The following is a 24,004-nucleotide window of genomic DNA, read 5'->3' as shown; positions in this document are numbered from 1 at the left end:
TGATGCTCAAGTTGACCGCATTTCTCGCCGGGCTGATCTTTGGCCTGGGCCTGCTCTTGGGCGGCATGGCCAACCCCGCCAAGGTGTTGGCGTTTCTCGATGTGGCCGGGGCCTGGGACCCGTCACTCGCCTTGGTGATGGTCGGGGCCATCGCCGTGGCGGTTATCCCTATGAGTTGGGCACGCAAGAACAAGCTGTCCTTACTCGCGGCGCCCATGCAGTTACCTGTTAACCGGGAGTTGGACGTGCGCTTGATAGGGGGCAGCGTGGTGTTCGGTATTGGCTGGGGAATGGCGGGTATCTGCCCTGGGCCAGCGGTTGCCATTCTGTTTACCGGGCACTGGCAAATTCTCATCTTCGTAGTGGCGATGCTGGTGGGTATGTATGTGTTTTCCAGCCTGGAAGGCCGGCGCATGTCTTGATGGGGGTTGACCCCGATTTTTAGGGAAGCTTTCTTGGCAGGGGTACACCGCACCCGGTAGTCGATCTTGAGCAACTGACTGATTTGCTGGAATTTCTCGATAAAAAAATAACTCAGATATCTGCGAGTAAGAGCATGGATAGCATCTACACAACGAAACGCCCCACCATTGCGGCAGAGGTTGCCAGAGCAATTAAAGTTGAGAGTGGTCATTGCTGCGCAATTAATCAGTGTACTGAGCACACTTACCTGGAAATTCACCATATCGATCACAACCGTGAGAATAATGATCCAAGCAACCTAATCGTTCTCTGCGACAAACATCATAAAATGGCGCACGCGGACATCATTGATCGAAAAGCGTTGAGGCTTTACAAACAACTGCTTGCAGCTTCAATCTTGAACCCTGTGCCAAAGCATCTGGTGGATACTGCTCCGGGTCTCAAGATTGTTGATTTGTATGAAGTTGAAAGCTGTAGCGGCGAAAACGACGACTACATCACCTCTTTAGAGGTGAAGCTGGTCAATCGCGGTACGCAAGTCACTTTTATAAAAGAAGTTAGGGCAACCACGCTCAAGCACTGGGAAACGTTGACTAATCACCACCATAGTCTTGTACCTATCTCGGCAACGTACGACCTGAAGATATACAAAGAGGAAGGGGCAGTTTCGCGCATAAAGGTCCACCACGAAGTAAAGCCTCAGGAGACGGAGCGAGTAACATTCCGCCTGGAGACTGACTATGACTCAGATCCTAATGGGCTATCTCTTTTCTTGATCAAGCTTGAGGTTCTCCACGACGAGACCAATAGCGTCGTGATCGCGCCACTCATCGTAGTGAACATCCGTCCTCGCTTTGCAAGCGCAGGGTCTTACTTTCCAGGCTACCAGCTCGGAACTATCCCTCAAAACAAGGCTGTCGCTTCAGAAGTGCTGTGCCTCGTGGACAATGGCACCCTTGTCAGCCAAGACGTGATCAATGCTCTTGAATCCTGGAAAAATGCCCCTGAGGAAAGCGAGTATTTTGCTGGCGCAAGTTGAGGTCTCACTGACTGGCAGAAGTCGGCCAAAAACAGCCCTTCGACGCAACTACAAAACCAGCTGCGGTTTACTCAAACCGCAGAGGCGGCCAACCCCAGCTTCAACAGTTCCTTGCGTAGCAGCGCGGGCTCAAGCACCGCCATTGCGGCCTGCCATTCAATCGACAGCAAATGGCTCAACTTTTGTTGGCTGACCAAGGGCTCAGCCAGAAAGTAGCTTTTGCACTCGCGGATGCTGATGACGTTCAACAGCCAGTCTCCACCCTGCGCCGCCAGCCAGTCACCGATCGCTGCACGATGCGTTCGGATGAGCGCACTGGCATCCCATACCGCCAGCTGCGCGAAAACCTGCGGCAGGTTGCTCTCGGCTTTCAGCCGCTTCACATCAACCGCCAACGCGCCAATCAGGTCTGACTCGACAGTGGCTTGGCACTCGGAGAAATACCGCTCGGGCCAGTCGGCCTCCAGCTTCGCCCGCTCTGCGAGGACTTCATACGCCCGGATATCCGCTTGGGTGGTCAACTGCCCGGTGAAATTCAGGGTATTGTCCAAAATGGCCGTGGCCAGCAGCGCAGCACTTTTTTCGCTGATCAGCGGCAACAGCTCTGCCGCTTCCCAACGCTGAAAAATCAGCGTTGCCGCTGCGCCGATCGGCAGGATGTCTGCCGCAGGTCCGAGCTTCTGCGCCCAATAGTTTTCAAAGCCTGGGTGATGGTCAATGACTTCCACCACCTGCTCAAGCACCACCAGCGGGTCGAAATGGTGGTAGTCGGAGACATCCACCAACACGAACTCATCACCCGCTCTCGGCCGATAATCGTCCAGAGATGATTGCCAGCCGAGCACGGTCCTGCAGATGCTGACATTGAGCGGGGCGCTACTGACGGCCCGTGCATCAACGCCCTGGTGATTCAACAGCTCGGCGTACGCAATGCAACAGGCATACGCGTCGATGTCCAGGTACGCCGAGCCTGAGGTCACCACCCTCATGACACGTGGGTCACAGTGTGAGCTGCCGGGACAGTCGAAGACAGCTTCAGCGCTTGGGCGATACCCTCCAGAATCCGCTCATAGGCGAATTGACAATGTGCTTCGTCGATGGAAATGCGCACCGTGGCCCCGGCGACCCGGTCGGGATATCCCAGTTGTGTAACCGTGTTGGACAGGCTCAGTTTCTTGTCCGAGCATGCCGACCCACCGGTGATGTAGATCGACTGCGTGTTCAAGGCCCACTGCAGTTTTTTTGTATTGACCCCTGGCAATGCAACAAAACTCACACAAGGCACACGCGGTGCTTGCTGACCGATCACGACCACTTCGCCCAGCATCGCTTGCAGCGTACGTTCAAACGTTTCCCGGCTCTGTTGTACCGCGACTTTGCCGGTGCCGTAGGTGTGCTGTTTCTCCTGCAACGCGGTTTCAATCGAAAGAATGCCCGGATAGTTCTGAGTACCCCCGCGCAACCCACCTTCCTGGCCGCCGCCAACAATCAATGGCGACAACCCGTAGCGGCTTCTGGCGTACAGAAAACCGGCACCGGGCAACGCCCCGAACTTGTGTCCTGACGCAATGGCGAAATCAACGCCGGATGCGTGCAGGTCCACAGGGATTTTGCCGATGGCCTGGGTCATGTCCGAAAACAGCAAGCCACCTCCAGCCTTCACTTGTCGGGCGATGTCTTCGATCGGTTGAATCACGCCGGTTTCGTTATGCACGGCCATAACGCAAACCAGGGTCGGACGACCTGCATGGGCACGCAGCAGCTGCTCCAATTGGTCGGTGTCGAGCAGTCCGTTCATTTGATGCCCGATCGCTATGGCTTGCAGGCCTTCCAGACCGTAGCGGTTTATGTTCTGCAGGGTGCAGGCGTGTTCGATCGCTGAGTACAACACCAAGGGTTGCTCATGCTTGTAGCGTTCGAAAAAACCATGAAACACCTGGGCACAGCCCTCACTGGAGCCGCTATTGAAAATCAGGCAGTCGGCGTCCACGTTCAAAAGGCTGGCGATGCTGCCACGCGCCCGTTCGACGCGTTCGAGCAACGCAACGCCCAGGGCATGATTGGCATTGGGGTTGGCGCATTGGCGGGTCGAAAACAATGCCTGAAGCATGTTGCTCACACCCATTGAAACCGGAGCCGACCCACAGACGTCGGCATAAACTGCATCCACAGCAATATCCATATCAAACACTTCCAGGTTTTCTTTTTTATGTCATTCAGGATGCTGCTCGTAGGTGCGAACAGAGACTCACAGGTCAAATAAGCACGCGCAGCATGAGTTGGAGCGAGCACAGCAAAACGAAAGCATTCAGCGCCTGTTTCAGGTGCCGCGAGTCCAGCCGATGAGAAAGCATGGCTCCAAGGAAACCACCCACCAATATCCCCAGTACCAACTCACCGGTGTAGCCGAGAAAGTCCATGGTTGAACCCACTCTGCCGAACAACGCCCCACTTGCGCCGATGATGCCGATCAGCGCCGAGGTCGAAATGGCCTGCTTTATCTGCAGACCAAACAAGCTGATCAGCACAGGCAAGTAGATAAACCCGCCGCCCTGTCCAACCAGGCCGCACAATACGCCCAGCACCAGCCCTATCAGTGGCAACGACAGCGATTGATGGTTGCACAACAGGGCCACCGGTTTACGGAACAGGTACGTGACCAACAACGACATCAACCCCAGCAGGCCGAAGACGAACAGGATGAAGTTTTCGCTGAAAGCATCAGCATTCAGCGAGGCAAAAAAGTTGGCGACAGCCATCGGTACGGCAAAGCTTCTGATCACTCGCCAATCGGGCTGAAACTTGATGCGGTGCAGCGCGAACGACACGAGGGACGAAAAGAAGCCCTGTGCGGAAGACAGCCCCGTCACGACTTCAATCGGCAGTTTCTGACCGGACAATATCGGGTAAATCAGCACCAACAGGGGCGTCACGATGATGCCCCCACCGATACCGAACAGACCTGACATAAAACCCGCCATCACGCCCACACCGACCATCACCGGGTAGATTGTCACGGCTACCATCTCAGCAGACCTTGATCTTGCCGGTCCCTTCCTTCATCCGACCAATAACAATCAGATCAGGGCAAAGCGCCTGCCACGCTCGACGGTTCGTTTCAAACCCTTCGGCACTCACCGTGAACAGCAAACCGCCATTCGTTTGCGGGTCATGCAACAGAAACTTTCTAGCCAAGGGAAGATCAGCCAGGTACTCCACGTTCTGCGCGTACTTTTTTAGGTTAGAAAAAATACCGCTGTCAGCCGACGTCACCGCCACCGCCAATGACTCTGTACCGTCATAAAAAACCAGGCCGCTCGTGTCCAGGTCAACATCCAGTTGCCCCAGCCCGACCATCTCACTGATATGGCCGATCAGGCCGAACCCGGTGATATCAGTCAAACTGCTGACTTCAGGACTTTCGCTCAGCGTGCGGCCAAACGCGTTGTCGCCGGTGATCTGGGCAAGCGTCGACGCGGCAATATCCTCTTGCTCAATCACGCCGGTCTTCAGGGCATTGGCGAGGATGCCGACACCGATCGGACGCGTCATGACCAGCAAATCTCCGGCCCTGGCGGTGTTGTTTTTCTTCAGCCGGTGTTTTTCCACCTCACCAATGATCGAGAAACCGTACAAGGGCTGGCTGTTCTTGATCGTATGGCCACCGACGATGCTCACATTGAACTTGTTCATCACCGACTGGGCGCCCAGGATCATCTGCGTTACCTGCTCGGCCGAAATCAGTTCCGGGTCGAACGCCATGATCGAGTTGGCAATCAGCGGACTTCCGCCTGAAGCAAAGATATCGCTGACAGCATTGCTGGCTGCCAATTGGCCGAAGACATAAGGATCGTTGACTATCGGGGAGAAAAAATCGGTGGTGAATAAAAGGTATTTTTCACCTGCGTCATAGACGGCGCAATCGTCAGAAGACTCAAAGCCCAATACCACTTTGTCATCCGACACCGTATTGGCTGCTGCAGTTTGCGACAGAATTTTCGTTAACACGCTGGATGGGATCTTGCACCCGCACCCACCACTCTCAGATTTATCCATAATCTGACAAAACATCGACATCGGCTTTCCTTAAAGTCCATTTTCCATAATTAAAACAGCGGCTTAGCGTGCTAGAGCTGGCTGTTATGTCCTATTTCCGCCGACAAAAATCGCATGGTTTCATTGCAGAAATATGACGCCATGGCGGCATTTTGAAGTCATGCGGATGTCAGCGCGCAGGGGTGTATGAGCCATTGCCTCACTGCTGCGCAGCGCTGTGCGGCCATTTTGCTGGCCGGGAATTTTATGAGTGAGGCGAGCGCGACCCGACGTTCACCCTTGCTATTGCCCAGCGCAGCCCCATAACTATCCCGGTACTCATTCAGCACAAGGGCAGACCATGACCAACCACACCGAAACCGCGATCCTCGCCGGCGGCTGCTTCTGGGGCATGCAGGACCTGTTGCGGCGCTACCCCGGCGTCCTCAGCACGCGAGTCGGCTACACCGGCGGCGATGTGCCGAATGCCACTTATCGCAACCACGGCAATCATGCTGAAGCGATTGAGATCGTGTTTGATCCTGCGGTGATCACGTACCGGCAGATTCTCGAGTTCTTTTTCCAGATCCACGACCCCAGCACGCCTAACCGCCAGGGCAATGACCTTGGGCCAAGCTATCGTTCAGCGATTTATTACCTGAGTGAACAGCAACGCGACATCGCCGAAGACACTGCTGCCGACGTGGATGCCTCCAAGTTTTGGCCAGGCCGTGTGGTGACTGAGATAGAACCCGCAGGGCCGTTTTGGGAAGCGGAGCCGGAGCATCAGGATTATCTGGAGCGCATACCCAATGGCTATACCTGCCACTTCATCCGGCCGAACTGGAAGTTGCCCAAGCGCGCCTGAGCCTGAGGTGCGCTTGAAAAAAACAAGGTAGACCACGCTTCGGGAAACCGTATAAACGTGGTCTTACTCCTGCGCCTATATAGAGTGCAACGTCATGCCCATCACACGCGATCAAAACGCCCCCGTCAGGTTAGTCCTCGCTCAACCCAGCGACGTGGACGATTTGGTTGCCATTCGAATCGAGGCGATGCGCGACAGCCTGGAGCGTGTCGGGCGGTTTGATCCGGTGCGGGCGCGTGAGCGCTTTGTCAGCGGCTTCGAAGCCCACAACACCCGTTACATCGAGGTCGCTGGAGATCGGGTCGGCTTTGTCGTGGTCAAGCACGACCCCGATCAACTCGTGCTCGACCACCTGTACGTGAGGCCGAGTGCGCAAGGGGCAGGGGTAGGTGCTGCGGTGCTTGCTCAGATTTTCAAAGAAGCGGACGCGGCTGCACTGGCGATCAAAGTGGGTGCTCTCAAAGAAAGCGCCTCGAACCGGTTTTATACCCGCCATGGTTTCCAATTCGTCGAAAGCAGTGAATTCGACAATTATTACGTCCGTCAGCACCTTACGGCGCGCGGCGTAACTGGCCCGTAGTGTGAATGGATGGCACGAGGGGCTGTGCATCGCAAAATCGTCATCGACGCCGGCTTACGCTAACCCCTTGATATCCGAACAAGGAACGCTTCGATGATTCGTCACGCCTCACCCGCAGACGCCAGGGCGATTGCCCAGGTGCACATCAGCAGTTGGCAGGACGCCTATCGCGAGCTGATGCCCGCCGACTACTTGGGTGCGTTGAGCTCGACGTTGGCCCGGCGCGAGTCATTTTGGATGGCCTCGATTGAATCGGGCGAATCAAAAGTCTGGGTGGCGCAGGTGAACAAGCAGGTAGTCGGCTGGGTGTCCGTCGGCGCCAGCCGTGATGAGGATGCTGCTGCGCAGAACGTAGGCGAGGTGATGGCCATCTACGTGGTCGCTGAGCACTGGCACACGGGCGTCGGGCTGGCGTTGTGGAACGCGGGCTTACAGTATTTGGCTGAGCAAGGGTTTGAACAGGTAACGCTGTGGGTGTTGGCCCGTAATGAAAGGGCTGTCCGGTTTTATCGCCGGGCAGGCTGCGTTGAGGAGGCGGGCAGTGAGCGCACGCTTGAGAGGGGCGGTGTGCAGCTGGTCGAGGTGCGGTATCGGTTGCCGCGTATTCGGTTGCGTTAGACAGAACAGGCGGCAGGCCACGCCTTTAACGGTGGCCTGTTCCCCACTACCGATCAGTCAAGCGCAGAACCCCCTGTGGGAGCGGGCTTGCCCGCGAAAGCGGCGGGTCAGTCGACATCAATATTTGCCGGCCCGACATGTTCGCGAGTAAGCCCGGTTGTTTATTCGGGTCATGCAGTTGAAAGCTCAGCTACCCGCTACAGCAGCCTCCCGCTCCATCAGCCTGTCCATCAACAAAACCCCCAGCTCACTCAACTGGTGAATCGCCAGCGCCACATCGCGCTGTTTCCCGGTCAGGTCCTCCGACAGGTCAAGCAGCAAGGCGGTCACTGAGGAGAAGGTTTCGTAGCTGTTGGTGATCAGGGTTTCGTTGCTGGCGTCGGCGGCAACGCAGAACAAGCCTGGCGGCGATGGTGAGTCAGTTTCTGGATTGAGATAGCGATCAATCGCGCGATGCGCCGCCTGGTTCAGCTTCAGGTCCGGCTCGTTCGGAGGGTTGGGTGTGACTTTGAACATATCTTGGAATTTCCCACTTTAGGGCCGTCACCTCTGAGCTACTAAACAAAGGGGTGGCAGCTGTGCGCAGGTTAGTAGACCGGGGAATTCCAAGAAAGCCGGCGCGCCCGAGGACGCCCTGCACACAGCCACCATCGAGCACGGACTAGACCGTCCGACAGATGAAGCTTGTGCGCTGACTGGAATAACCCCGAGCTACTAAACCCGATCACTGAGTATTCAGCGACCGAGCAACCTTAGAGACGCCCACCCAAGCGCACAAGCCGGCGGATTCTGACGCAAGCGTAGGCAACGGAGCAAGGCGCTGTCGCCTCGGACTTTGCTGTTTCAGGGCTTGGTGTAGGACATGTACTCATTCTGCAAAACAATATGGTCGGCCACGTACTTCGCGTCGTGCCAAACCCCGTAGATAAACGACGACGCGCGGTTCACCAGATTGGGCAGGCCGAGGAAGTAAATCCCGCTCTGCGCCGAAATCCCACGCTTGTGAAACGGCTCGCCTTTTTCGTCAAACGCATCGACCTTCAACCAGCTGAAATCAAACTTGAAGCCCGTCGCCCAGAGGATGGTGGTCACGCCGGCCTCGGCCAGGTCCAGGCTGAGGGTCGGGTTAACCAGGCATTCCGGGTCGGGCAGCAATTTCCAGGCGTCGGGCTCCAATGGGAACGGCAACCCGTTGGCCTCGATGTAGGCGTCGGCGTTGCGCAGTACATCAAAGTAGGCGCGGTCACCTTCGGCCACGTTGTCGGCCAGGCCCGGTTCGAAGGTCATCACGCCCTCGTTCCACGCGCGCGTGACGCCGACCAGGTGGATGCCCTGGTGCGCCAGGCGGCGGAAGTCCACGGTCTTACCGCCCTCGTAGCCGCTGACGGCAAAGGCCACGTGCTTTTTCTTCGGCTGAATTTTGACTTCGTCCCACAGGCCCAGCGCGCCGAGCCACCAGCAGTAGTCGCGGCCGCGGTACGCGCGGGGCGGGCGGTAGTGTTCGCCCACCGAGAGGTACACGGTTTTGCCGGCCTTTTGCAGCTCTTCGGCAATTTGCGAGCCGGAGGCGCCGGCGCCTACCACCAGCACGGCGCCTTCGGGCAATTGCGCAGGGTTTTTGTAGGTGGAAGAGTGCAGTTGGTGCACGGGCGCGGTGGCCGGGACGATGGTGGGGATCGATGGGCGCTGGAACGGGCCGGTGGCGGCCACCACATTGGCGGCTTCGATGATGCCCGCGGAGGTGGTGACTTTGAAGCCGGGGCGGCCCACATGGCGTTCCACGCGCTGGACTTCCACGCCGGTGCGCACGGGTGCCTGTAACTTCTCGACGTAGGCTTCGAAGTAGTCGGCCATGCGCTCTTTCGGCGGGAAGGCCTCGGGGGAAATGCCCTCGAATTTCAGCCCGGGAAAGCGGTCATGCCAGGCCGGGCCGTTGGCGACCAGCGAGTCCCAGCGCTCCGAGCGCCAGCGTTCGGCGATGCGGCTGCGCTCCAGCACCAGGTGCGGCACACCCATCAGGGAAAGGTGCTCGCTCATGGCGACGCCGGCCTGGCCTGCGCCCACTACCAGGGTGTTGATTGTTTCCACTGACATGTGCGTTTCCTAAAAGTGAACGACCTCGGTCGGTTTGGGCGACGCGCAAGCATCGACAGCCTCAGTGTGATCACGCAGTGGAAGGAGCGAAATTATGCTTTTTGAAGGCAGAGGTTAGGAAAATCCAAACCCCATGGGGCAGTCGCCAGCAGGGTCATTATCGATGCATCACTGATGCACCCTGGATACACTCTTTTTCAGCCTGATTTTTTCGACGGGTGGCTGCGTCTGCCAGTTTTTGATGCAGGTGCACGGGTAATCAGATGCACTGCGGTGATCCCTTCGCAGCCTCGCTAAAGCTCGACAGCTGCCACAGTTGATCTGCGGTGAGGCGGTTCATTGGGTTTTCAGCAACGTGGCCACCGCCGTAAGCGCCAGCTCATAACCCAACGCCCCAAGCCCTGCGATGACGCCTGTAGCCGCCTTGGACACGTAAGAGTGATGCCGAAAGCTCTCGCGCTTCCAGATGTTGCTCATGTGCGCTTCGATGATCGGGCCGTCGAAGGCCAGCAGCGCGTCGAGGATCGGTACCGAGCTGTAGGTGAGCCCGGCGGCATTGATCACGATGGCGTCAGCGTTCGATCGCGCCTCTTGAATCCAGTCCACCAGCACGCCTTCATGGTTGCTCTGACGAAAGTCCAGGGTCAGGCCCAGCTCAGCGGCGTGGCGTTGGCAGCGTGCTTCGATACTGGCGAAGCTTTCGCTGCCATAGGTGCCGTTTTTGTCCAGCCCGTATAGGTTGGCGTTAGGGCCATTGAGGAAAAACACGCGGTGGTGCATGGCTTGCGCTCCAGTTATTGCGCGACGGTCAGCACGACTTTGCCGACGTTGGCGTTGGCCTCCAGCAGGCGATGGGCCTCGGCGGCGTGCAGCAGGGGCAGCTGCGTGTGGATCTGCGGGCGTACCAGGCCCGAGGCGAGCCAGGGTAAAAAACGCGAGCGAATGCACACCGCCAAACGGGCTTTTTCGGCGTGGCTTTTAGGGCGCAGAGTGGACGAGGTGAGGCTGAGGTTTTTACGCATCAAGACCTGTAAATCCAGCTCGATTTTCGCGCCTTGCAGGAAGGACAAACTCACATGCCGCCCGCCCATCGCCATGGCGGCGAGGTTGCGCGCGACATAAGGGCCGCCGATGTTATCCAGCACCACGTCCACGCCGCGCCCTTCGGTGCAGTCGTTCACTACCTCGACGAAATCTTCAACGTGGCGATCCACCGCGCGCCACACGCCAAGCGCTTGCAGCATCGCGACTTTCTGCGCGCCGCCGGCGGTGGCAATCACCCGCGCCCCGGCGGCATGCGCGCACTGCACGGCAAAGCTGCCAACGCCACTGGCGGCGCCGTGGATCAGCACGCTGTCGCCGCTGCGCAGGCGGCCCAGTTCAAACAGGTTGTGCCACACGGTGAACGCCGCTTCCGGCACGCCTGCGGCATCCTGAAGTGATAACCCCGCCGGCACCGGCAGGCAGTGCGCCGCCTGTGCCACGCAGTACTCGGCGTAGCCGCCGCCGTTGAGCAGCGCCATCACGCGGTCGCCAGGGGCAAACTCGTCTACGCCAGGGCCTGTCGCGACCACAATGCCCGCCGCTTCCAGGCCGAGCACGTCGGTGACGCCAGGCGGAATCGGTGCGCCGCTGCGTTGCATCAGGTCCGGGCGATTGACGCCTGCGGCGGCCACGCGAATCAACACCTCGCCTGCCTCGGGCGTTGGCACCGGGCGCTCTACGCAGTGCAGCACCTCAGGCCCGCCCGGCTCACGGGCAATCACCGCCCTCATACGGTCCAGTCATCCGGCACAACGGCGATCACGTCGATTTCCATCAGCCATTCCGGCTGGCCCAGGCCGGAAATCACCAGCCCGGTGGAGATCGGGAACACGCCTTTGAGCCACTTGCCCACCTCTTGATACACCGGCTCGCGGTAACGCGGGTCGATCAGGTACGTGGTGGTCTTGACGATGTGCGACAGGTCGGAGCCGGCCTCTTCAAGCAGTTGCTTGACGTTTTTCATCGCCTGCTCGGCTTGCGCGCGCGGGTCGCCGAGGCCGACCAGGTTGCCGTCGAAATCGGTGCCGATCTGGCCGCGCACATAGATGGTGTTGCCGGCGCGCACGGCTTGGCACAAGTCGTTGTCCAGCGCCTGGTTGGGGTAGGTCTGTTTGGTGTTGAACATGCGGATGCGGGTGTGGGTCGGCATGGCGGGCAACTCATCGGAAGCGGGATACAACAAGCTTCACATCGCCCCCGAACTCGCGAAACCAGCATTTGTGCGCGGTAGTGCTTAGGAAAAACCGAAGCCCGTGCAGGTCATCGGTTCGCGCCTGACCCGGCACGAACCCTGCAACACCCCGCGTACAGTCATTGTTGAGGGGCAGGCGTAATGCTCAGTCGTATTACTCAGCGTCAACTGGAGTATTTCGTGGCGTCAGGAGAGGCGGGCAGCATCAGTGCTGCGGCTGAACGCATTCATGTGTCGTCGCCGTCGATCTCGGCCGCCATCACCCATATGGAAGCGGAGCTGGGCATCCAGCTGTTTATCCGCCATCACGCCCAGGGCATTTCGCTCACGGCGGTGGGGCGCCAGGTGATGCAGGAAGCCAAGCTGATTCTGGAGCAGATGACCAACCTCTACACCATCGCCTCGGAGTCGTTGAACACTGTGCGCGGGCCTTTGCGGGTGGGTTGCCTGGAGTCGCTGGCGCCGATGATCACCCCCGAACTGGTGTTTGGTTTTGGCCGCGCCTTCCCCGGCGTGCGGCTGACCCAGGCCGAAGGCAACCACGAGGAATTGCTGGAAAAACTGCGCAGCGGCGAGCTGGATATCGCCCTGACCTACGACCTGGTGACCAGCCCCGACATCGACTTCCAAGCCCTGGCGCACCTGCCGCCGTATGTGATGGTCGGCGAGTATCACCCGCTGGCGAGCTTGCCGGCGGTGAGCATGCAAGACCTTGAAGCGTATCCGGTGGTGCTGCTCGACACGCCCTGGAGCCGCGACTATTTCCTCAGCCTGTTCATGCAGGCGGGCACCACGCCCAACATCATCATGCGCTCCACCAACCTCGAAACGGTGCGCGCGATGGTCGGCAACGGCATTGGCTATTCCTTCGCGAATGCGCGGCCCAAATCCAATGTGTCCCAGGATGGCAAACGCGTGATTCGCCTGCGCCTGGCGGGCTCGCACCGGCCGATGCGGCTGGGCTACGCCACGGCGAGCAACACCCAGCTGTCGCGTGTGGTGTCGGCGTTCGCCGAGCGCTGCCGGATGTTTGTGTCCGACCAGTACATCCCCGGTATGGCGCCGCCGAGCTTTTTTGACCCGCACGCGGTGCGGGTCTTGAGTGGTGTGAGCTGAGATCGCACCAGAAAGTGGCGCGGGCTGCGCCACTCGCTCGGCGGTGCACTCTTTTGGCCTGACCCTGCGACCTCAAGGACAAAATCAATCAAATGTGGGAGCTGGCTTGCCTGCGAAAGCGGTCTGTCTGTGCCTGATGTGCCAGCTGATGCACCGCAATCGCAGGCAAGCCAGCTCCCACAGTGGAGTTTTGGTGTTTTTGGGTTGCATAGGTTCTGCCTACCCAGTGGGCCGGGTTTTACGAATTGACCCTGCACCCCCGTCCCCACGACTCTCATCCCATCGATGCAGATCAATTTCTTTTCAGCAAGGCACCGCGACGATGACATTCGACTGGCACTACATGTTTGGTTTGCTCGCCGATCCCGAGTTCTGGCGGGCGACGTGGACGGTAATCAAGCTCAGCACCCTGACCTGGGTCCTGAGTATTGCCCTGGGCTTTCTGCTGGCGCTGGCCAAACAATCCAAACATGGGCTGCTCAGCGTCCCGGCCCGAGGCTATATCTGGTTGTTCCGCAGCCTGCCGCTGCTGGTGCTGCTGATCTTTATCTACAACCTGCCCCAGGCGCTGCCCGGCACCTCGGCCGTGCTGGCCGACCCGTTCTGGTCCGGCCTGCTGGCGTTGGTGATCTGCGAGACGGCGTACGTGGCCGAAATCCACCGTGGTGGTTTGCTCTCGATTCCCAAAGGGCAGGGCGAAGCGGCGCGGGCGTTGGGCTTAAAGTTCTTTGGCACCCAGTGGCGCGTGGTGATCCCCCAGGCGTTGCGCGTGGCGTTGCCGTCGCTGGCCAACGAGTACATCTCCATCGTCAAGCTCACCTCGCTGGTGTCGGTGATCTCGCTGACCGAGATTTTGATGGTCGGCCAGCGCCTGTATTCGCAGAACTTCCTGGTGATTGAAACCATGGCGGCGGTGGCGTTTTTCTACGTGTTTATCGTCACCGTGTTCGACTTCCTGCTCAAACGCCTGGAGCGCTTTCTCGACGTCAACCAGCGCAACGTGTCTCGCGTGCCGGATGCGGCGGTGCTGGCATTGGCCACCCAACAACGCACGGCGCCGGAGCGCCCGGCCAACACTGGCGTCGCCGCGCTGCAAGCCGCCCGCTTGCATAAGGCTTACAACGACATTGAAGTGCTGGGCTCGGTCAACCTGCAGGTGCAGCCGGGTGAGGTGGTGTCGGTGATCGGGCCGTCCGGGTCGGGTAAAACCACGCTGATCCGCCTGCTCAACGGCCTGGAGCAACTGGACAACGGCGAGATTCATATCAACGGCCTGCCGTTCATTCACTTGCACAAAGTCGGCGCGCAGAAACCTCAATTTATTGAGCACGCCGAGCACCGCCTGAACATCGGCATGGTGTTCCAGAGCTTCAACCTGTTCCCGCACTTGAGCGTGCTCGACAACCTGCTGATGGCGCCGAAATACCATCGCCTGGGGCGCACCGATGAACTCAAGCAACAGGCCTACGCGCTGCTGCACAAGGTCGGCATGCTCGACCACGCCTGGAAGTACCCGCACCAGTTGTCCGGCGGCCAGCAGCAACGTGTGGCCATTGCCCGCGCCTTGATGATGCGCCCGCAGATCATGCTGTTCGACGAGCCCACCTCGGCGCTCGACCCCGAGAAAGTCAACGAAGTGCTGCAGGTCATCGAAGCCCTGGCCGGGGAGGGCATCACCATGGTGATCGTCACCCACGAGATGAACTTCGCCTTCAAGGTTTCCGACCGCATCGTGTTCATGGAAAAGGGCCGCGTGGTCTGCGAAGACACGCCCCAGGCCCTGCGCAGCGGCCACAACCCACGCGTGGAGGCGTTCCTCAAGGACGTCTCGCTGGCGTGATCTCGTTAATGTTCAGGACTCACACAAAATGATCGAGCAAGCTCAAATCGAACAATTCCAGCGCGACGGCTTCCTGGTGGTGGAGGGCGTGTTGTCGCTGGACGAAGTGGCCGCGTTGCAACACGACTTCGACCAGTGGGTGGAAGAGAGCCGCAGCCACGACCAGGGCTGGGGTGCCACCGTGGATGGCCGCGCGCGCTTCGACCTGGAAGGCGATCATCGCGCCGATCACCCGTCGTTGCGCCGGGTAAGTTCGCCCACCGAGATTTCCCCGGCGTATGAGCGCGTGGCACTGCACTCGCGGATGGCGGCGATTTCCGCGCAGTTGGTGGGCGCTGGCGGCGCACGTTTTCACCACAGCAAGATCAACTCCAAACTGCCGCACACCGCGACGCAGGTGAAGTGGCACCAGGACTTTCTGTTCACGCCGCACAGCAACGACGACATCGTCACTGCCTTGCTGATGGTCAGCGAAGTGACCCCGCAAAACGGCCCACTGAATGTGATCCCCGGCAGCCACAAAGGCCCGTTGTGGTCGCACTGGCAGAACCAGCGTTTTACCGGCTCGGTGGACGATGCCGTGGTTCAAGAACATTGCCAGCAACCGGTCGCCTGCTACGGCCCGGCCGGTTCCGTGTGCTTTATGCACACGCGCCTTCTACATGCTTCCAGCCCTAACGAGACCGAACTGCCGCGCACCCTGTTCATCAGCGTCTACGCCGCTGAAGACGCGCTGCCATTCGGCGAAAACCCGCTGCCCAGTGCACACGCCGGCCTGCTGGTGGCCGGTGAAGAAAGTGGCTTGGTGCGTTCCACCGACAACCACCTGCGCTTGCCGCAGAAACCCCGTGGCGCATCGTTCTTTGTGCAACAGGCCGGCCAAGACTCCGCGACTGCCTAACCCCCTAAAACCCTTGCAGGTAATGACCATGACAGCGTCTCAAAAAAGTCTTCGCCCTCTTGCCGTGTGCCTGTTGGGCGCCGCGGTTGCACTGACCTCGTTGGCGGCTTCGGCGTTCCAGCAGGAAGGCAAGATCATCGCCGGTTCCGACGTGACCTTCTTCCCGTACGAGTACATGGATAACAACACGCCGGCAGGCTTTGATATCGAGTTCATGGACGGCCTGGGCAAGGTCATGGGGCGCAAGGTCGAAACCCTCGACACGCGCTTCCCCAACCTGATCACCGGCCTGCAGGCCGGGCGGTTCGATGTGACCAACTCGTCGATGTACATCACGGCGGAGCGGGTCAAAGTCATCGACATGATCCCTTACCTGAAAAGCGGTGAGTCGATCCTGACCCTCAAGGACAGTGCGTTCCAACCCAAGAAACCGGAAGAGTTCTGCGGCCACAAGATCGGCTCCATGGGCGCCACGTCCTGGCTGGCGCAGATGCACAAACTGTCGGATGAGTACTGCGTGGCCAAGGGCTTGAAACCGATTGCGATCAGTGAATACAGCACCGACCCGCAAACCACCCAGGCCTTGCTGGCCCACGCCGTTGAAGCGCAGATCACCGATGCCGCCGTGGCGCGGGGTGTGGTCGACAAGCTCGGCAGCCGCGTGGTGATTTCGTCCGACACGCTGATCTACCCGGTTCTCAACGGCTTCGGCGTGAAAAAGGGCAACGACGAGGTGAAAAAAGCCCTGCTCGACGGGCTGCAAAAGTACCGCGCGACCCCGCAATACGCGGCCTTGCTCAAGAAGTACAACTTTGAAGCGCCGACCGATGCCGACATCGCCGCGTTGATGCCCAAGTAAGCCTATTGCGCGGCCGCAGCCTTGCGGTCGCGCCTTGCGGAGACAGATACATGGCGTTATCCCTTGAAGAACAGGCGCGCATCGACCTGGCGGCAACCTTCCGCATCATTGCCCACTTGGGCATGCACGAGGCGGTGGCCAACCATTTCAGCGCGGCGGTATCGGCCGACGGCAAACAGTTTTTGCTTAACCCGAAGTGGAAGCATTTTTCGCGCATTCGCGCCAGCGACCTGTTGCTGTTGAACGCCGACGACCCGGCCTGCGCCGACCACCCGCATGTGGACGCCACCGCCTGGTCGATCCACGGGCAGATCCACCGACTGCTGCCGCAAACCCGCGCCGTGCTGCACTTGCACCCGGTCTACACCACGGCGGTGGCGTGCCTGGCCAAACCGCACATTCCGGCGATTGACCAGAACACCGCGCGCTATTTCAACCGCGTGGCCGTGGACGAACTGTACGGCGGCATGGCTGACACCGAAGCCGAAGGCGCGCGCCTGGCCGCGCTGCTCGACGGCAAGAGCCGCCTGCTGATGGGCAACCATGGGGTGATGGTCACGGCTGCGTCCATTGGTGAGGCCTTTGACGATATCTGGACCCTGGAGCGTGCCTGCCAGATCCTGGTGACGGCGTGGTCCACCGGGCAGCCGTTGCGGGTGTTGTCGGATGACGTGGCTGAGAAAACCGCACGCGGCTGGGAAGGTATCGCGGACTTTTCGCGGCAGCACTTTGAAGAAATGAAGCAGTTGATGATCGACGCCGACCCTTCGGTGCTCGACTGAGGGCTTTTTATGACGTTTTCCGTTGTCGCTCGCTGTGCCGAAACCGGCCAGTTGGGCATTGCGATCAGCTCTTCAAGCATTGCCGTTGGCGCCCGTTGCCCATGGCTGCGACCCGGCGTGGGCGCGGTGGCGTCGCAGAACATCACCTTGCCGAGTTTGGGGCCGCATATCCTGGATAGGCTAGGGCAGGGCCTGGCGCCGAGTGAGGCGCTGGAAAGGGTGCTGGCCGGCCAGGATCACAGCCAGTATCGCCAGGTAACGGTGATCGATAACAAAGGCCGCACGGCGCATTTCAGCGGCGCGCAGACCCTTGGCATTCATGCGGCGTTGAGTGGTGAGCAATGCGTGGCGGCGGGGAATATGCTCGCCCATCCCGGCGTGATCGAGGCCATGGTGCGGGCGTTCGAAAACGCCTCCGGGCACCTGGCCGACCGATTGCTTGCCGCGATGCAGGCGGGCCAGGCCAAAGGCGGTGAAGCCGGCCCGGTGCATTCAGCCGCCCTTGTGGTGGTCGATGACCTGCTGTGGCCCATCGTCAATTTGCGCGTGGACTGGGCCGATGACGATCCGATCGGCGCCCTCGACCAATTGTGGCAGGCCTATCGCAGCCAACTGCAGGACTACATTGATCGCGCCATCAACCCACACCAGGCACCGGGCTATGCGGTACCGGGAGATGACCGATGAGCAACAGCCGCGACCTGCTGGCGCAACTGGTGCGTTTCGACACCACCAGCCGTGAATCCAACCTGGCCTTGATCGACTTTGTGCGCACGTATTTGCAAGGCCACGGCGTGGCCTGCGAGTTGGTGTTCAACGCGCAAAAGAGCAAGGCCAATCTGCTGGCAACCCTTGGCCCGGCCGGCGTGCCGGGGATTGTGTTGTCCGGGCACACCGATGTGGTGCCGGTGGACGGTCAGCGCTGGACGGTGGCGCCGTTTGACCTGACGGAAAAAGACGGCAAGTTGTACGGGCGTGGCACGGCGGACATGAAGGGCTACATCGCCTGTGTGTTGGCCTGCGTGCCGGCACTGGTGCAGGCGCCGCTGCGCATGCCGGTGCATATCGCGCTGTCCTATGACGAAGAGGTCGGCTGCCTCGGCGTGCGCTCGCTGATCGAAAGGTTTCACGCGCAACCGGTCAAGCCGCTGCTGTGCGTGATTGGCGAGCCCACCGAGCTCAAGCCGGTGCTGGGCCACAAGGGCAAGCTGGGCATGCGCTGCCAAATCCATGGCGCGGCGTGCCATTCGGCCTATGCGCCGTCCGGCGTAAACGCCATCGAATACGCTGCGCGGTTGATCAGTGAGCTGGTGCGACTCGGTGAAACGCTCAAGGCTGAGCAGCACCTTGATGCGCGATTTGACCCGCCATTTTCCACCGTGCAAACCGGTGTGATAAGCGGCGGGAAGGCGTTGAACATCGTGCCGCAGGATTGCAGTTTTGACTTTGAAGTGCGCTCGTTGCCGACCCAGAACCCCTGGCAGGTTGCGGACCAGTTACGCGGCTACGCCGAACACACGTTGCTGCCGGCAATGCAGGCAGTGAGCGCGCAGTGCGCGATCAGCTTCAGCGAGTTATCCAGCTACCCGGGCCTGGCGACGTCGCTGGAGAGCCAGGCGGCTGAGTGGGTTGCGCAATTCTGCGGCTCGCGCGACTACGGCACTGTGGCTTTCGGGACTGAGGGCGGGCTGTTTGACCAGGCAGGCATCCCCACCGTGGTGTGCGGGCCTGGAAGCATGGAGCAGGGCCACAAGCCCGACGAGTTCATCAGCCTGGAACAATTGGCGGCGTGTGACCGGATGCTGGCGCGGGTGGTGGCGTTTGTGAGCCAGTAAGAACCCCCCTATCCAATGTGGGAGCGGGCTTGCCCGCGATGCAGGCGCCCCCGGTCTTGCCGTTAAACCGAGGTGATGCCATCGCAGGCAAGCCAGCTCCCACACAAGCCAGTTCCCACATTTGCTCTGTGTTGTTTGATCAGGCTTTGGCCACCCCCACGCGCCACTGCGCCGGTGGCAGCAAGCCATTCACCAGGTAATTGCCCACAATCCGCGACTTGTACACGCGCGGGTTATGGTTCGCCAACGTGCGCGCATTGCGCCACAGCCGGTCCAGCGCTTTGTTGCTGGCCGTGGCGCTGGCGCCCAGCGCGTCAAACAGTGCGGTGGTCGCCGCAAGTGTGGCATCCACTACCGGGTTGACTGCCAGGCACACTTCCAGCTCCGCCAATGCCACGTGTGGGTCATCGTCGTGCAGCACTTGCTTGTGGGCGATCACAGACTGCGCTGTCTGCTCCAGGCGCTGCGCCGCTTGCTGGGTGATGGCGTGCGCGGCGTAGGCCTGGCTGGCGACTTCGCCGATGACTTGCAGCAACTGCACGTCTTGCGCTGCGGTGTCGGCGTTGCCGGTGGTGAAGGTCCTGGCGCGCTGGCTGAGTTCTTGTGCACCGCTCAGCGCCGCACGGCGAGCAATGCCGGCGAGGGTGCTGAGGTGGTAGATCTGGTAGAACGACTGGCCGTAGCCGAAGCGTTGGTGGGTAGGGCGCAGGTCGTCCTCCACCGGGGCATTCTCGAAAATACAGGTGCCGCTGGCGGTGAGGCGTTGGCCGAAACCATTCCAGTCATCGACGATGTGCACGCCGGGGGCCTTGAGGTCGACGACGACGGAATACACCGTGCCGTCCTCACCCGTGGCGACGGTGTTGATCAGGTCGCTGTAGAGCGCGCCGGTGGTGTAGAACTTTCTGCCGCTGATGCGCAGGGTGCCGTCGGCATCGCGGTGCAGACGGGTTTCGAAGTCGCCGCGGGTCTGGTTGCCGACTTCGGTGCTGCCGGGAGAGAGCAGCGCGCCCTGGCCGAGCCGGTCCAGCCATTTGGCGCGCCAGTCGAGGTCTTTGGCACAGAGGACGTCCTCGCAAAAACCAAAATGCCCGCGCAGGGCCTGGGTAATGTTGGAGTCGGCGGCGGACAGTTCGGTGAGCAACGCAAGCAGTTCGGCAAAGGTCGCGCCCTGGCCACCGTGGCTCACGGGCAAGCGCCAGCGGGGCAGTCCCAGTTCGTTGAGTTGGCGGATAACAATCGCCAGGCTGGCGCGTGTCTGATCGGCCTCTGCGGCTTGCGCAAGGATCTGCGCAAAGAGCGGGCGAAACGGTGCAGCCAGTTGTTCGTAACGGGAGGAGGGCGCAGCGCCCCAAATATTCAACGCAGAAATCGACATGCAATGGACCTTGCAGAAAGTGGCTCAGGTGCTGGGGTCCAGTGGTCTGGTGCCGTCACCCTAACCCACGGTTCGCAAAGTTTTTAATACGGAAAATAGCTATCAAGCTGTGCGGCGGTTCTATCGATAGTGCGCAACAGTATTAAACCCCGTGATTTTATTGCGTTAGCTTCTACTGGCGCCGTACTTGGCGACCTTCCAATCCCTTTTCTCATCACCAGACTGCACGCCCACAGATGGTTGAGTCAGCCCTCACGTGTGTGGAGTGCGTTCATGATCAATCGTCGACACTTGCTTGCCCTGCTCGGCCTGGCCGTTCTTACGCTGCACGGTCCCTCCGTCGAGGCGGCAGAGCCCCTGACGCTCACCGTGGGCGATCAGTTTTTCTCCAACCGCATTGTTCTGGAGCTGTCAGGCGAGTTGAAGGACTTGCCCTACAAGATCGACTTCAAGCGCTTCAATACCGGCTCCCGTGTGGCCTCGGCGGTTGCCAGCGGCGCGCTGGACGTGGGGATTGTAGGTGACACGCCGGTGATCAGCCTGGCGGCCAATGGCGCGCCGGTGAAAGTGGTCGCCAGCACCCAGACCAGCCTTGACGGCGTCGGCATCGTGGCGCGCAAAGGCATCCAGTCGGTGGCCGATCTGAAAGGCAAAACCATCGCAATCTGGAACGGTTCGTGGAGCCAGCAACTGGCCTACAAAGCCCTCGACGAAGCCGGCGTGCCGCGCAACAGCGTGACTTTCAAATACCTGCTGCCGGCCGAGGCCAGTCTGGCGTTGACCCAGGGCGACATCGACGCGTTCGGCACCTGGGAACCCTGCGTGTCGCTGCAGGAGAAAGAGGGCAGCAGCCTGATTCGCAACGCCAAGGGCTTGATGAGCGCGCCGACCTACATCGTTGCGTATGAGCCGGCGCTGGCGCAGAAAGGCGCAATCATCAAAGACTTTGTCGCACGCCTTACCCGCGCTCGTGTGTGGAGCAACAGCCATGTCGACGAGTACGCCGAGGCCTGGTCGAAAGCCAACCAGTCTGCGCCGCAGATCGCCAAGGTGTGGTTCAAGCGTGACGCAATCAAGGTGCTGCCGATTTCGCCGACGATAGTCAGCGAGGCGCAGGCCACGGCGGATTTCCTGGTGGATGCGCAGATGCTGAAGCAGCGCTATGACGTGACGCCGCTGTTCGATCGGGCGCTTTAAACATAAAGGACATAAGCGCTAACAGTATCGACAGTCTGATTATGCGTGGGCTGAGCTAGGTTTTTTGTTCCGGATCGCGCCGGAACAAAAAATTAACTAGCATCGGCAAGGAGTAGCCAGTAGGCTACATGTGAATCTGTGACTAACTTGATCGGCAGGACGCCGGAGTTCGATACATGGCTCGACGGTATGAAGGATATCTGGGGGAAAACGGCTGTTCTGACGCGCTTGGACCGCGCCGAAGACAACAATTTTGGCGACTGCGAGCCAGTCGGCGAAGGCCTGAGTGAAATGCGTGTTTTCGTCGGGCCTGGTTACAGGATTTATTTTGTAAGGACGGGGATCACCGCTTACCTGATGTTATGGGGCAGCGATAAAACCGATCAGAAGCGGGGAATCAAACGGGCAAAAGAGATACTCGATGCCCTGAGAGGTCAATGAAATGAGTGAATCGAAATTCAAACCCGAGGACATGCCGATCCTCGATCTTGATACGTCCGGCACCCAGGTTTATGAGGCGTCGCGCTTTCTCGACAGCCCACAAGTTATCAGTGCTTATCTGGCGCAAAGCATGAAGTCGCAAGACCCGCAGGTGTTCATGAAGGCGCTTGCCGAGGTTGCCAAAGCCCAGGGCGTGAACAAGGTGGCTGAGGCGGCCGGGGTCAACCGCGAGAGTTTGTATAAAACCCTGAAGGGCGGCTCGAAGACCCGCTATGAAACGATCCACAAGCTGATGCTGGCGTTAGGCGTTGAGCTGACTGTGCAGCCGATTGCGCTCAATCAGGCGACAAGCGCTAAGCCGGTGGTCGCCGGTAAGCCCTGATGGCTTAACGGCGTCCACATTGACCTGTTTTGCGCTGAGGCTCAGCGCACCAGGCACGGCTGCTTGTTGTTGAAGCGCCAGCCCGGAATCAAGAACTGCATCGCCACGCTGTCATCCCGCGCCCCAAGGCCCATGCCTTTGTACAGCTCGTGGGCCTTGGCCACTGCATCCATGTCGATCTCCACGCCCAAGCCAGGCTGGGTGGGCACTTTGACGTAGCCGCCTTCGATTTTCAGTGGCGCCTTGGTCAGGTGCTGGCCGTCCTGCCAGATCCAGTGGGTGTCGATGGCGGTGATGTCTCCCGGTGCGGCGGCGGCCACTTGGGTAAACATCGCCAGGGAAATATCGAAGTGGTTGTTGGAATGCGAACCCCAGGTCAGGCCCCATTCATTGCACATCTGCGCCACACGCACCGAGCCTTGCATCGTCCAGAAGTGCGGGTCGGCCAGCGGGATGTCGACTGATTGCAGCTGGATCGCGTGGCCCATTTCGCGCCAGTCGGTGGCGATCATGTTGGTCGCGGTTTTAAGCCCGGTGGCACGGCGGAATTCAGCCATGACTTCGCGACCCGAGTAGCCGTTTTCTGCGCCGCAGGGGTCTTCGGCGTAGGCGAGCACGTGGTGTTGGTCGCGGCACAGGCGGATGGCTTCTTTGAGTGACCACGCGCCGTTGGGGTCAAGGGTGATGCGCGCATCGGGAAAGCGTTCGGCCAGGGCGGTGACGGCTTCGATTTCTTCATCGCCACTCAGGACGCCGCCTTTGAGCTTGAAGTCGTTGAAGCCGTATTTGGCCTTGGCGGCTTCGGCCAGGCGCACCACCGACTCGGCGGTCATGGCTTGCTCATGACGCAGGCGGAACCAATCATCATCGGCGTCCGCCTCGTTGCGGTAGGCCAGAGAGGTGGTCGTGCGGTCGCCGACATAAAACAGGTAGCCGAGCATTTTTACCGCATCACGTTGCTGTCCTTCACCCAGCAGCGCCGCCACCGGCACTTCCAGGAACTGGCCCAACAGGTCGAGCAGCGCCGCTTCCATGGCGGTGACGGCGTGAATGGTGATGCGCAGGTCAAAGGTCTGCAGGCCGCGGCCGGCGGCGTCGCGAGCGGCAAAGGTGCTGCGCATCTGGTTAAGGACGCGTTGGTATTGGCCAATTGGCTGGCCGACCACCAGGCTGCGCGCATCTTCCAGGGTTTCACGGATGCGCTCGCCACCGGGCACCTCGCCGACGCCCGTGTTGCCGGCGCTGTCTTTGATAATCACGATATTGCGGGTAAAGAATGGCCCGTGGGCGCCGCTCAGATTGAGCAGCATGCTGTCGTGGCCTGCCACCGGGATAACTTGCAAATGGGTGACTACGGGAGTGTTCATGGCAATGTCCTAA

The 24,004-nt window shown here is 59.9% G+C and carries 26 protein-coding genes; 15 read left to right on the top strand and 11 right to left on the bottom strand.

The annotated features are described in order from the left end of the window. Positions 1-2 precede the first annotated feature (2 nt). Positions 3-422 carry a DUF6691 family protein gene (locus L8K08_RS07080; RefSeq protein WP_242195372.1) on the top strand — a complete coding sequence of 140 codons (420 nt, stop codon included), beginning with the start codon at positions 3-5 and terminating at the stop codon, positions 420-422. Positions 423-556: 134 nt separating this feature from the next. Further along, entirely contained in the window at positions 557-1,462 is a 906-nt protein-coding gene (locus tag L8K08_RS07075; protein WP_242195370.1) for an HNH endonuclease, read from the top strand. Positions 1,463-1,533: 71 nt separating this feature from the next. On the opposite strand, the gene L8K08_RS07070 is transcribed toward L8K08_RS07075, so the two are convergent. From L8K08_RS07070 to selD, 4 genes are all read right to left on the bottom strand, one after another. Continuing rightward, a complete protein-coding gene (locus tag L8K08_RS07070) occupies positions 1,534-2,451 on the bottom strand; it encodes a DHH family phosphoesterase (protein WP_242195367.1) in 918 nt (305 codons plus the stop codon). After that, positions 2,448-3,644: an aminotransferase class V-fold PLP-dependent enzyme gene (locus L8K08_RS07065; RefSeq protein ID WP_277933566.1), complete on the bottom strand. Its 1,197-nt coding sequence runs from the start codon at positions 3,642-3,644 to the stop codon at positions 2,448-2,450. The genes L8K08_RS07070 and L8K08_RS07065 overlap by 4 nt, the downstream gene beginning before the upstream one ends. A gap of 73 nt (positions 3,645-3,717) precedes the next feature. Then, complete coding sequence (locus tag L8K08_RS07060) at positions 3,718-4,461, bottom strand: sulfite exporter TauE/SafE family protein (protein ID WP_277933579.1); 744 nt, start codon at positions 4,459-4,461, stop codon at positions 3,718-3,720. Between the two features lie 28 nt (positions 4,462-4,489). Next, positions 4,490-5,539, bottom strand: coding sequence for a selenide, water dikinase SelD (gene selD / locus L8K08_RS07055; RefSeq protein ID WP_145158651.1), 1,050 nt, complete (start codon positions 5,537-5,539; stop codon positions 4,490-4,492). 319 nt (positions 5,540-5,858) lie between these two features. On the opposite strand from selD, the gene msrA reads away from it, so the two are divergent. From msrA to L8K08_RS07040, 3 genes are all read left to right on the top strand, one after another. Further along, positions 5,859-6,365 carry a peptide-methionine (S)-S-oxide reductase MsrA gene (msrA, locus tag L8K08_RS07050; protein ID WP_242195359.1) on the top strand — a complete coding sequence of 169 codons (507 nt, stop codon included), beginning with the start codon at positions 5,859-5,861 and terminating at the stop codon, positions 6,363-6,365. Between the two features lie 94 nt (positions 6,366-6,459). Continuing rightward, entirely contained in the window at positions 6,460-6,945 is a 486-nt protein-coding gene (locus tag L8K08_RS07045) for a GNAT family N-acetyltransferase (protein ID WP_242195357.1), read from the top strand. A 93-nt stretch (positions 6,946-7,038) separates the two neighbouring features. Further along, positions 7,039-7,563, top strand: a complete 525-nt coding sequence (locus tag L8K08_RS07040; RefSeq protein ID WP_242195354.1) for a GNAT family N-acetyltransferase — start codon at positions 7,039-7,041, stop codon at positions 7,561-7,563. A 186-nt stretch (positions 7,564-7,749) separates the two neighbouring features. Here L8K08_RS07040 and L8K08_RS07035 read toward each other — a convergent pair whose 3' ends face one another. The 5 genes from L8K08_RS07035 to L8K08_RS07015 all read right to left on the bottom strand — a co-directional run bounded on the left by L8K08_RS07035 (position 7,750) and on the right by L8K08_RS07015 (position 11,851). Then, the gene (locus L8K08_RS07035) at positions 7,750-8,079 is read right to left on the bottom strand and encodes a DUF6124 family protein (protein WP_242195351.1); all 330 of its coding nucleotides are present in this window, start codon (positions 8,077-8,079) and stop codon (positions 7,750-7,752) included. Positions 8,080-8,406: 327 nt separating this feature from the next. Continuing rightward, a complete protein-coding gene (locus L8K08_RS07030) occupies positions 8,407-9,657 on the bottom strand; it encodes an NAD(P)/FAD-dependent oxidoreductase (RefSeq protein WP_242195348.1) in 1,251 nt (416 codons plus the stop codon). A gap of 336 nt (positions 9,658-9,993) precedes the next feature. Further along, a complete protein-coding gene (locus L8K08_RS07025; RefSeq protein WP_242195346.1) occupies positions 9,994-10,437 on the bottom strand; it encodes a type II 3-dehydroquinate dehydratase in 444 nt (147 codons plus the stop codon). Positions 10,438-10,451: 14 nt separating this feature from the next. Then, positions 10,452-11,432: an NAD(P)H-quinone oxidoreductase gene (locus tag L8K08_RS07020; RefSeq protein ID WP_242195343.1), complete on the bottom strand. Its 981-nt coding sequence runs from the start codon at positions 11,430-11,432 to the stop codon at positions 10,452-10,454. After that, a complete protein-coding gene (locus L8K08_RS07015; RefSeq protein ID WP_010567220.1) occupies positions 11,429-11,851 on the bottom strand; it encodes a RidA family protein in 423 nt (140 codons plus the stop codon). The genes L8K08_RS07020 and L8K08_RS07015 overlap by 4 nt, the downstream gene beginning before the upstream one ends. Positions 11,852-12,034: 183 nt before the next feature. Here L8K08_RS07015 and L8K08_RS07010 point away from each other — a divergent pair, with 183 nt between their 5' ends. The 7 genes from L8K08_RS07010 (at position 12,035) to argE (ending at position 19,226) form a co-directional block, all read left to right on the top strand. Beyond that, positions 12,035-13,009: a LysR family transcriptional regulator gene (locus L8K08_RS07010; protein WP_145158627.1), complete on the top strand. Its 975-nt coding sequence runs from the start codon at positions 12,035-12,037 to the stop codon at positions 13,007-13,009. A gap of 322 nt (positions 13,010-13,331) precedes the next feature. Then, the gene (locus tag L8K08_RS07005; protein WP_242195340.1) at positions 13,332-14,849 is read left to right on the top strand and encodes an amino acid ABC transporter permease/ATP-binding protein; all 1,518 of its coding nucleotides are present in this window, start codon (positions 13,332-13,334) and stop codon (positions 14,847-14,849) included. A 28-nt stretch (positions 14,850-14,877) separates the two neighbouring features. Continuing rightward, positions 14,878-15,750 carry a phytanoyl-CoA dioxygenase family protein gene (locus L8K08_RS07000; RefSeq protein ID WP_242195337.1) on the top strand — a complete coding sequence of 291 codons (873 nt, stop codon included), beginning with the start codon at positions 14,878-14,880 and terminating at the stop codon, positions 15,748-15,750. Between the two features lie 28 nt (positions 15,751-15,778). Then, complete coding sequence (locus L8K08_RS06995; protein WP_242195335.1) at positions 15,779-16,609, top strand: ABC transporter substrate-binding protein; 831 nt, start codon at positions 15,779-15,781, stop codon at positions 16,607-16,609. A gap of 50 nt (positions 16,610-16,659) precedes the next feature. Beyond that, positions 16,660-17,391, top strand: coding sequence for a class II aldolase and adducin N-terminal domain-containing protein (locus L8K08_RS06990; protein WP_145158619.1), 732 nt, complete (start codon positions 16,660-16,662; stop codon positions 17,389-17,391). A gap of 9 nt (positions 17,392-17,400) precedes the next feature. Then, complete coding sequence (locus L8K08_RS06985; RefSeq protein ID WP_242195332.1) at positions 17,401-18,078, top strand: DUF1028 domain-containing protein; 678 nt, start codon at positions 17,401-17,403, stop codon at positions 18,076-18,078. After that, a complete protein-coding gene (gene argE / locus L8K08_RS06980) occupies positions 18,075-19,226 on the top strand; it encodes an acetylornithine deacetylase (RefSeq protein ID WP_242195329.1) in 1,152 nt (383 codons plus the stop codon). Before L8K08_RS06985 ends, argE begins: the two co-directional genes overlap by 4 nt. Before the next feature lie 139 nt (positions 19,227-19,365). Here argE and L8K08_RS06975 read toward each other — a convergent pair whose 3' ends face one another. After that, on the bottom strand, positions 19,366-20,604 hold the full coding sequence (locus L8K08_RS06975; RefSeq protein WP_242195327.1) for an acyl-CoA dehydrogenase family protein: 1,239 nt from the start codon (positions 20,602-20,604) through the stop codon (positions 19,366-19,368). Between the two features lie 273 nt (positions 20,605-20,877). Here L8K08_RS06975 and L8K08_RS06970 point away from each other — a divergent pair, with 273 nt between their 5' ends. From L8K08_RS06970 to L8K08_RS06960, 3 genes are all read left to right on the top strand, one after another. After that, a complete protein-coding gene (locus L8K08_RS06970) occupies positions 20,878-21,801 on the top strand; it encodes an ABC transporter substrate-binding protein (RefSeq protein WP_242195322.1) in 924 nt (307 codons plus the stop codon). 138 nt (positions 21,802-21,939) lie between these two features. Next, positions 21,940-22,242 (top strand): type II toxin-antitoxin system RelE/ParE family toxin, encoded by a 303-nt coding sequence (locus tag L8K08_RS06965; RefSeq protein ID WP_242195319.1) that lies wholly within the window; start codon positions 21,940-21,942, stop codon positions 22,240-22,242. A gap of 1 nt (position 22,243) precedes the next feature. Further along, positions 22,244-22,624: an addiction module antidote protein gene (locus L8K08_RS06960; protein ID WP_242195316.1), complete on the top strand. Its 381-nt coding sequence runs from the start codon at positions 22,244-22,246 to the stop codon at positions 22,622-22,624. Positions 22,625-22,665: 41 nt separating this feature from the next. Here the strand turns inward: L8K08_RS06960 and gudD are convergent, their stop codons facing one another. Further along, a complete protein-coding gene (gudD, locus tag L8K08_RS06955; RefSeq protein WP_242195312.1) occupies positions 22,666-23,991 on the bottom strand; it encodes a glucarate dehydratase in 1,326 nt (441 codons plus the stop codon). Positions 23,992-24,004: the final 13 nt, after the last annotated feature.

The sequence above is a fragment of the Pseudomonas sp. TREG-RG-20F-10-E-6-01 genome (assembly GCF_022662455.1).
Classification (GTDB): domain Bacteria; phylum Pseudomonadota; class Gammaproteobacteria; order Pseudomonadales; family Pseudomonadaceae; genus Aquipseudomonas.
This window is presented reverse-complemented; position numbering and strand designations above follow the sequence as displayed.

Coding starts and splice junctions, on each gene's coding strand:
- L8K08_RS07080 (WP_242195372.1), top strand. CDS start 3: ATGCTCAAGTTGACCGCATTTCTCGCCGGGCTGATCTTTGGCCTGGGC.
- L8K08_RS07075 (WP_242195370.1), top strand. CDS start 557: ATGGATAGCATCTACACAACGAAACGCCCCACCATTGCGGCAGAGGTT.
- L8K08_RS07070 (WP_242195367.1), bottom strand. CDS start 2,451: ATGAGGGTGGTGACCTCAGGCTCGGCGTACCTGGACATCGACGCGTAT.
- L8K08_RS07065 (WP_277933566.1), bottom strand. CDS start 3,644: ATGGATATTGCTGTGGATGCAGTTTATGCCGACGTCTGTGGGTCGGCT.
- L8K08_RS07060 (WP_277933579.1), bottom strand. CDS start 4,461: ATGGTCGGTGTGGGCGTGATGGCGGGTTTTATGTCAGGTCTGTTCGGT.
- selD (WP_145158651.1), bottom strand. CDS start 5,539: ATGTCGATGTTTTGTCAGATTATGGATAAATCTGAGAGTGGTGGGTGC.
- msrA (WP_242195359.1), top strand. CDS start 5,859: ATGACCAACCACACCGAAACCGCGATCCTCGCCGGCGGCTGCTTCTGG.
- L8K08_RS07045 (WP_242195357.1), top strand. CDS start 6,460: ATGCCCATCACACGCGATCAAAACGCCCCCGTCAGGTTAGTCCTCGCT.
- L8K08_RS07040 (WP_242195354.1), top strand. CDS start 7,039: ATGATTCGTCACGCCTCACCCGCAGACGCCAGGGCGATTGCCCAGGTG.
- L8K08_RS07035 (WP_242195351.1), bottom strand. CDS start 8,079: ATGTTCAAAGTCACACCCAACCCTCCGAACGAGCCGGACCTGAAGCTG.
- L8K08_RS07030 (WP_242195348.1), bottom strand. CDS start 9,657: ATGTCAGTGGAAACAATCAACACCCTGGTAGTGGGCGCAGGCCAGGCC.
- L8K08_RS07025 (WP_242195346.1), bottom strand. CDS start 10,437: ATGCACCACCGCGTGTTTTTCCTCAATGGCCCTAACGCCAACCTATAC.
- L8K08_RS07020 (WP_242195343.1), bottom strand. CDS start 11,432: ATGAGGGCGGTGATTGCCCGTGAGCCGGGCGGGCCTGAGGTGCTGCAC.
- L8K08_RS07015 (WP_010567220.1), bottom strand. CDS start 11,851: ATGCCGACCCACACCCGCATCCGCATGTTCAACACCAAACAGACCTAC.
- L8K08_RS07010 (WP_145158627.1), top strand. CDS start 12,035: ATGCTCAGTCGTATTACTCAGCGTCAACTGGAGTATTTCGTGGCGTCA.
- L8K08_RS07005 (WP_242195340.1), top strand. CDS start 13,332: ATGACATTCGACTGGCACTACATGTTTGGTTTGCTCGCCGATCCCGAG.
- L8K08_RS07000 (WP_242195337.1), top strand. CDS start 14,878: ATGATCGAGCAAGCTCAAATCGAACAATTCCAGCGCGACGGCTTCCTG.
- L8K08_RS06995 (WP_242195335.1), top strand. CDS start 15,779: ATGACAGCGTCTCAAAAAAGTCTTCGCCCTCTTGCCGTGTGCCTGTTG.
- L8K08_RS06990 (WP_145158619.1), top strand. CDS start 16,660: ATGGCGTTATCCCTTGAAGAACAGGCGCGCATCGACCTGGCGGCAACC.
- L8K08_RS06985 (WP_242195332.1), top strand. CDS start 17,401: ATGACGTTTTCCGTTGTCGCTCGCTGTGCCGAAACCGGCCAGTTGGGC.
- argE (WP_242195329.1), top strand. CDS start 18,075: ATGAGCAACAGCCGCGACCTGCTGGCGCAACTGGTGCGTTTCGACACC.
- L8K08_RS06975 (WP_242195327.1), bottom strand. CDS start 20,604: ATGTCGATTTCTGCGTTGAATATTTGGGGCGCTGCGCCCTCCTCCCGT.
- L8K08_RS06970 (WP_242195322.1), top strand. CDS start 20,878: ATGATCAATCGTCGACACTTGCTTGCCCTGCTCGGCCTGGCCGTTCTT.
- L8K08_RS06960 (WP_242195316.1), top strand. CDS start 22,244: ATGAGTGAATCGAAATTCAAACCCGAGGACATGCCGATCCTCGATCTT.
- gudD (WP_242195312.1), bottom strand. CDS start 23,991: ATGAACACTCCCGTAGTCACCCATTTGCAAGTTATCCCGGTGGCAGGC.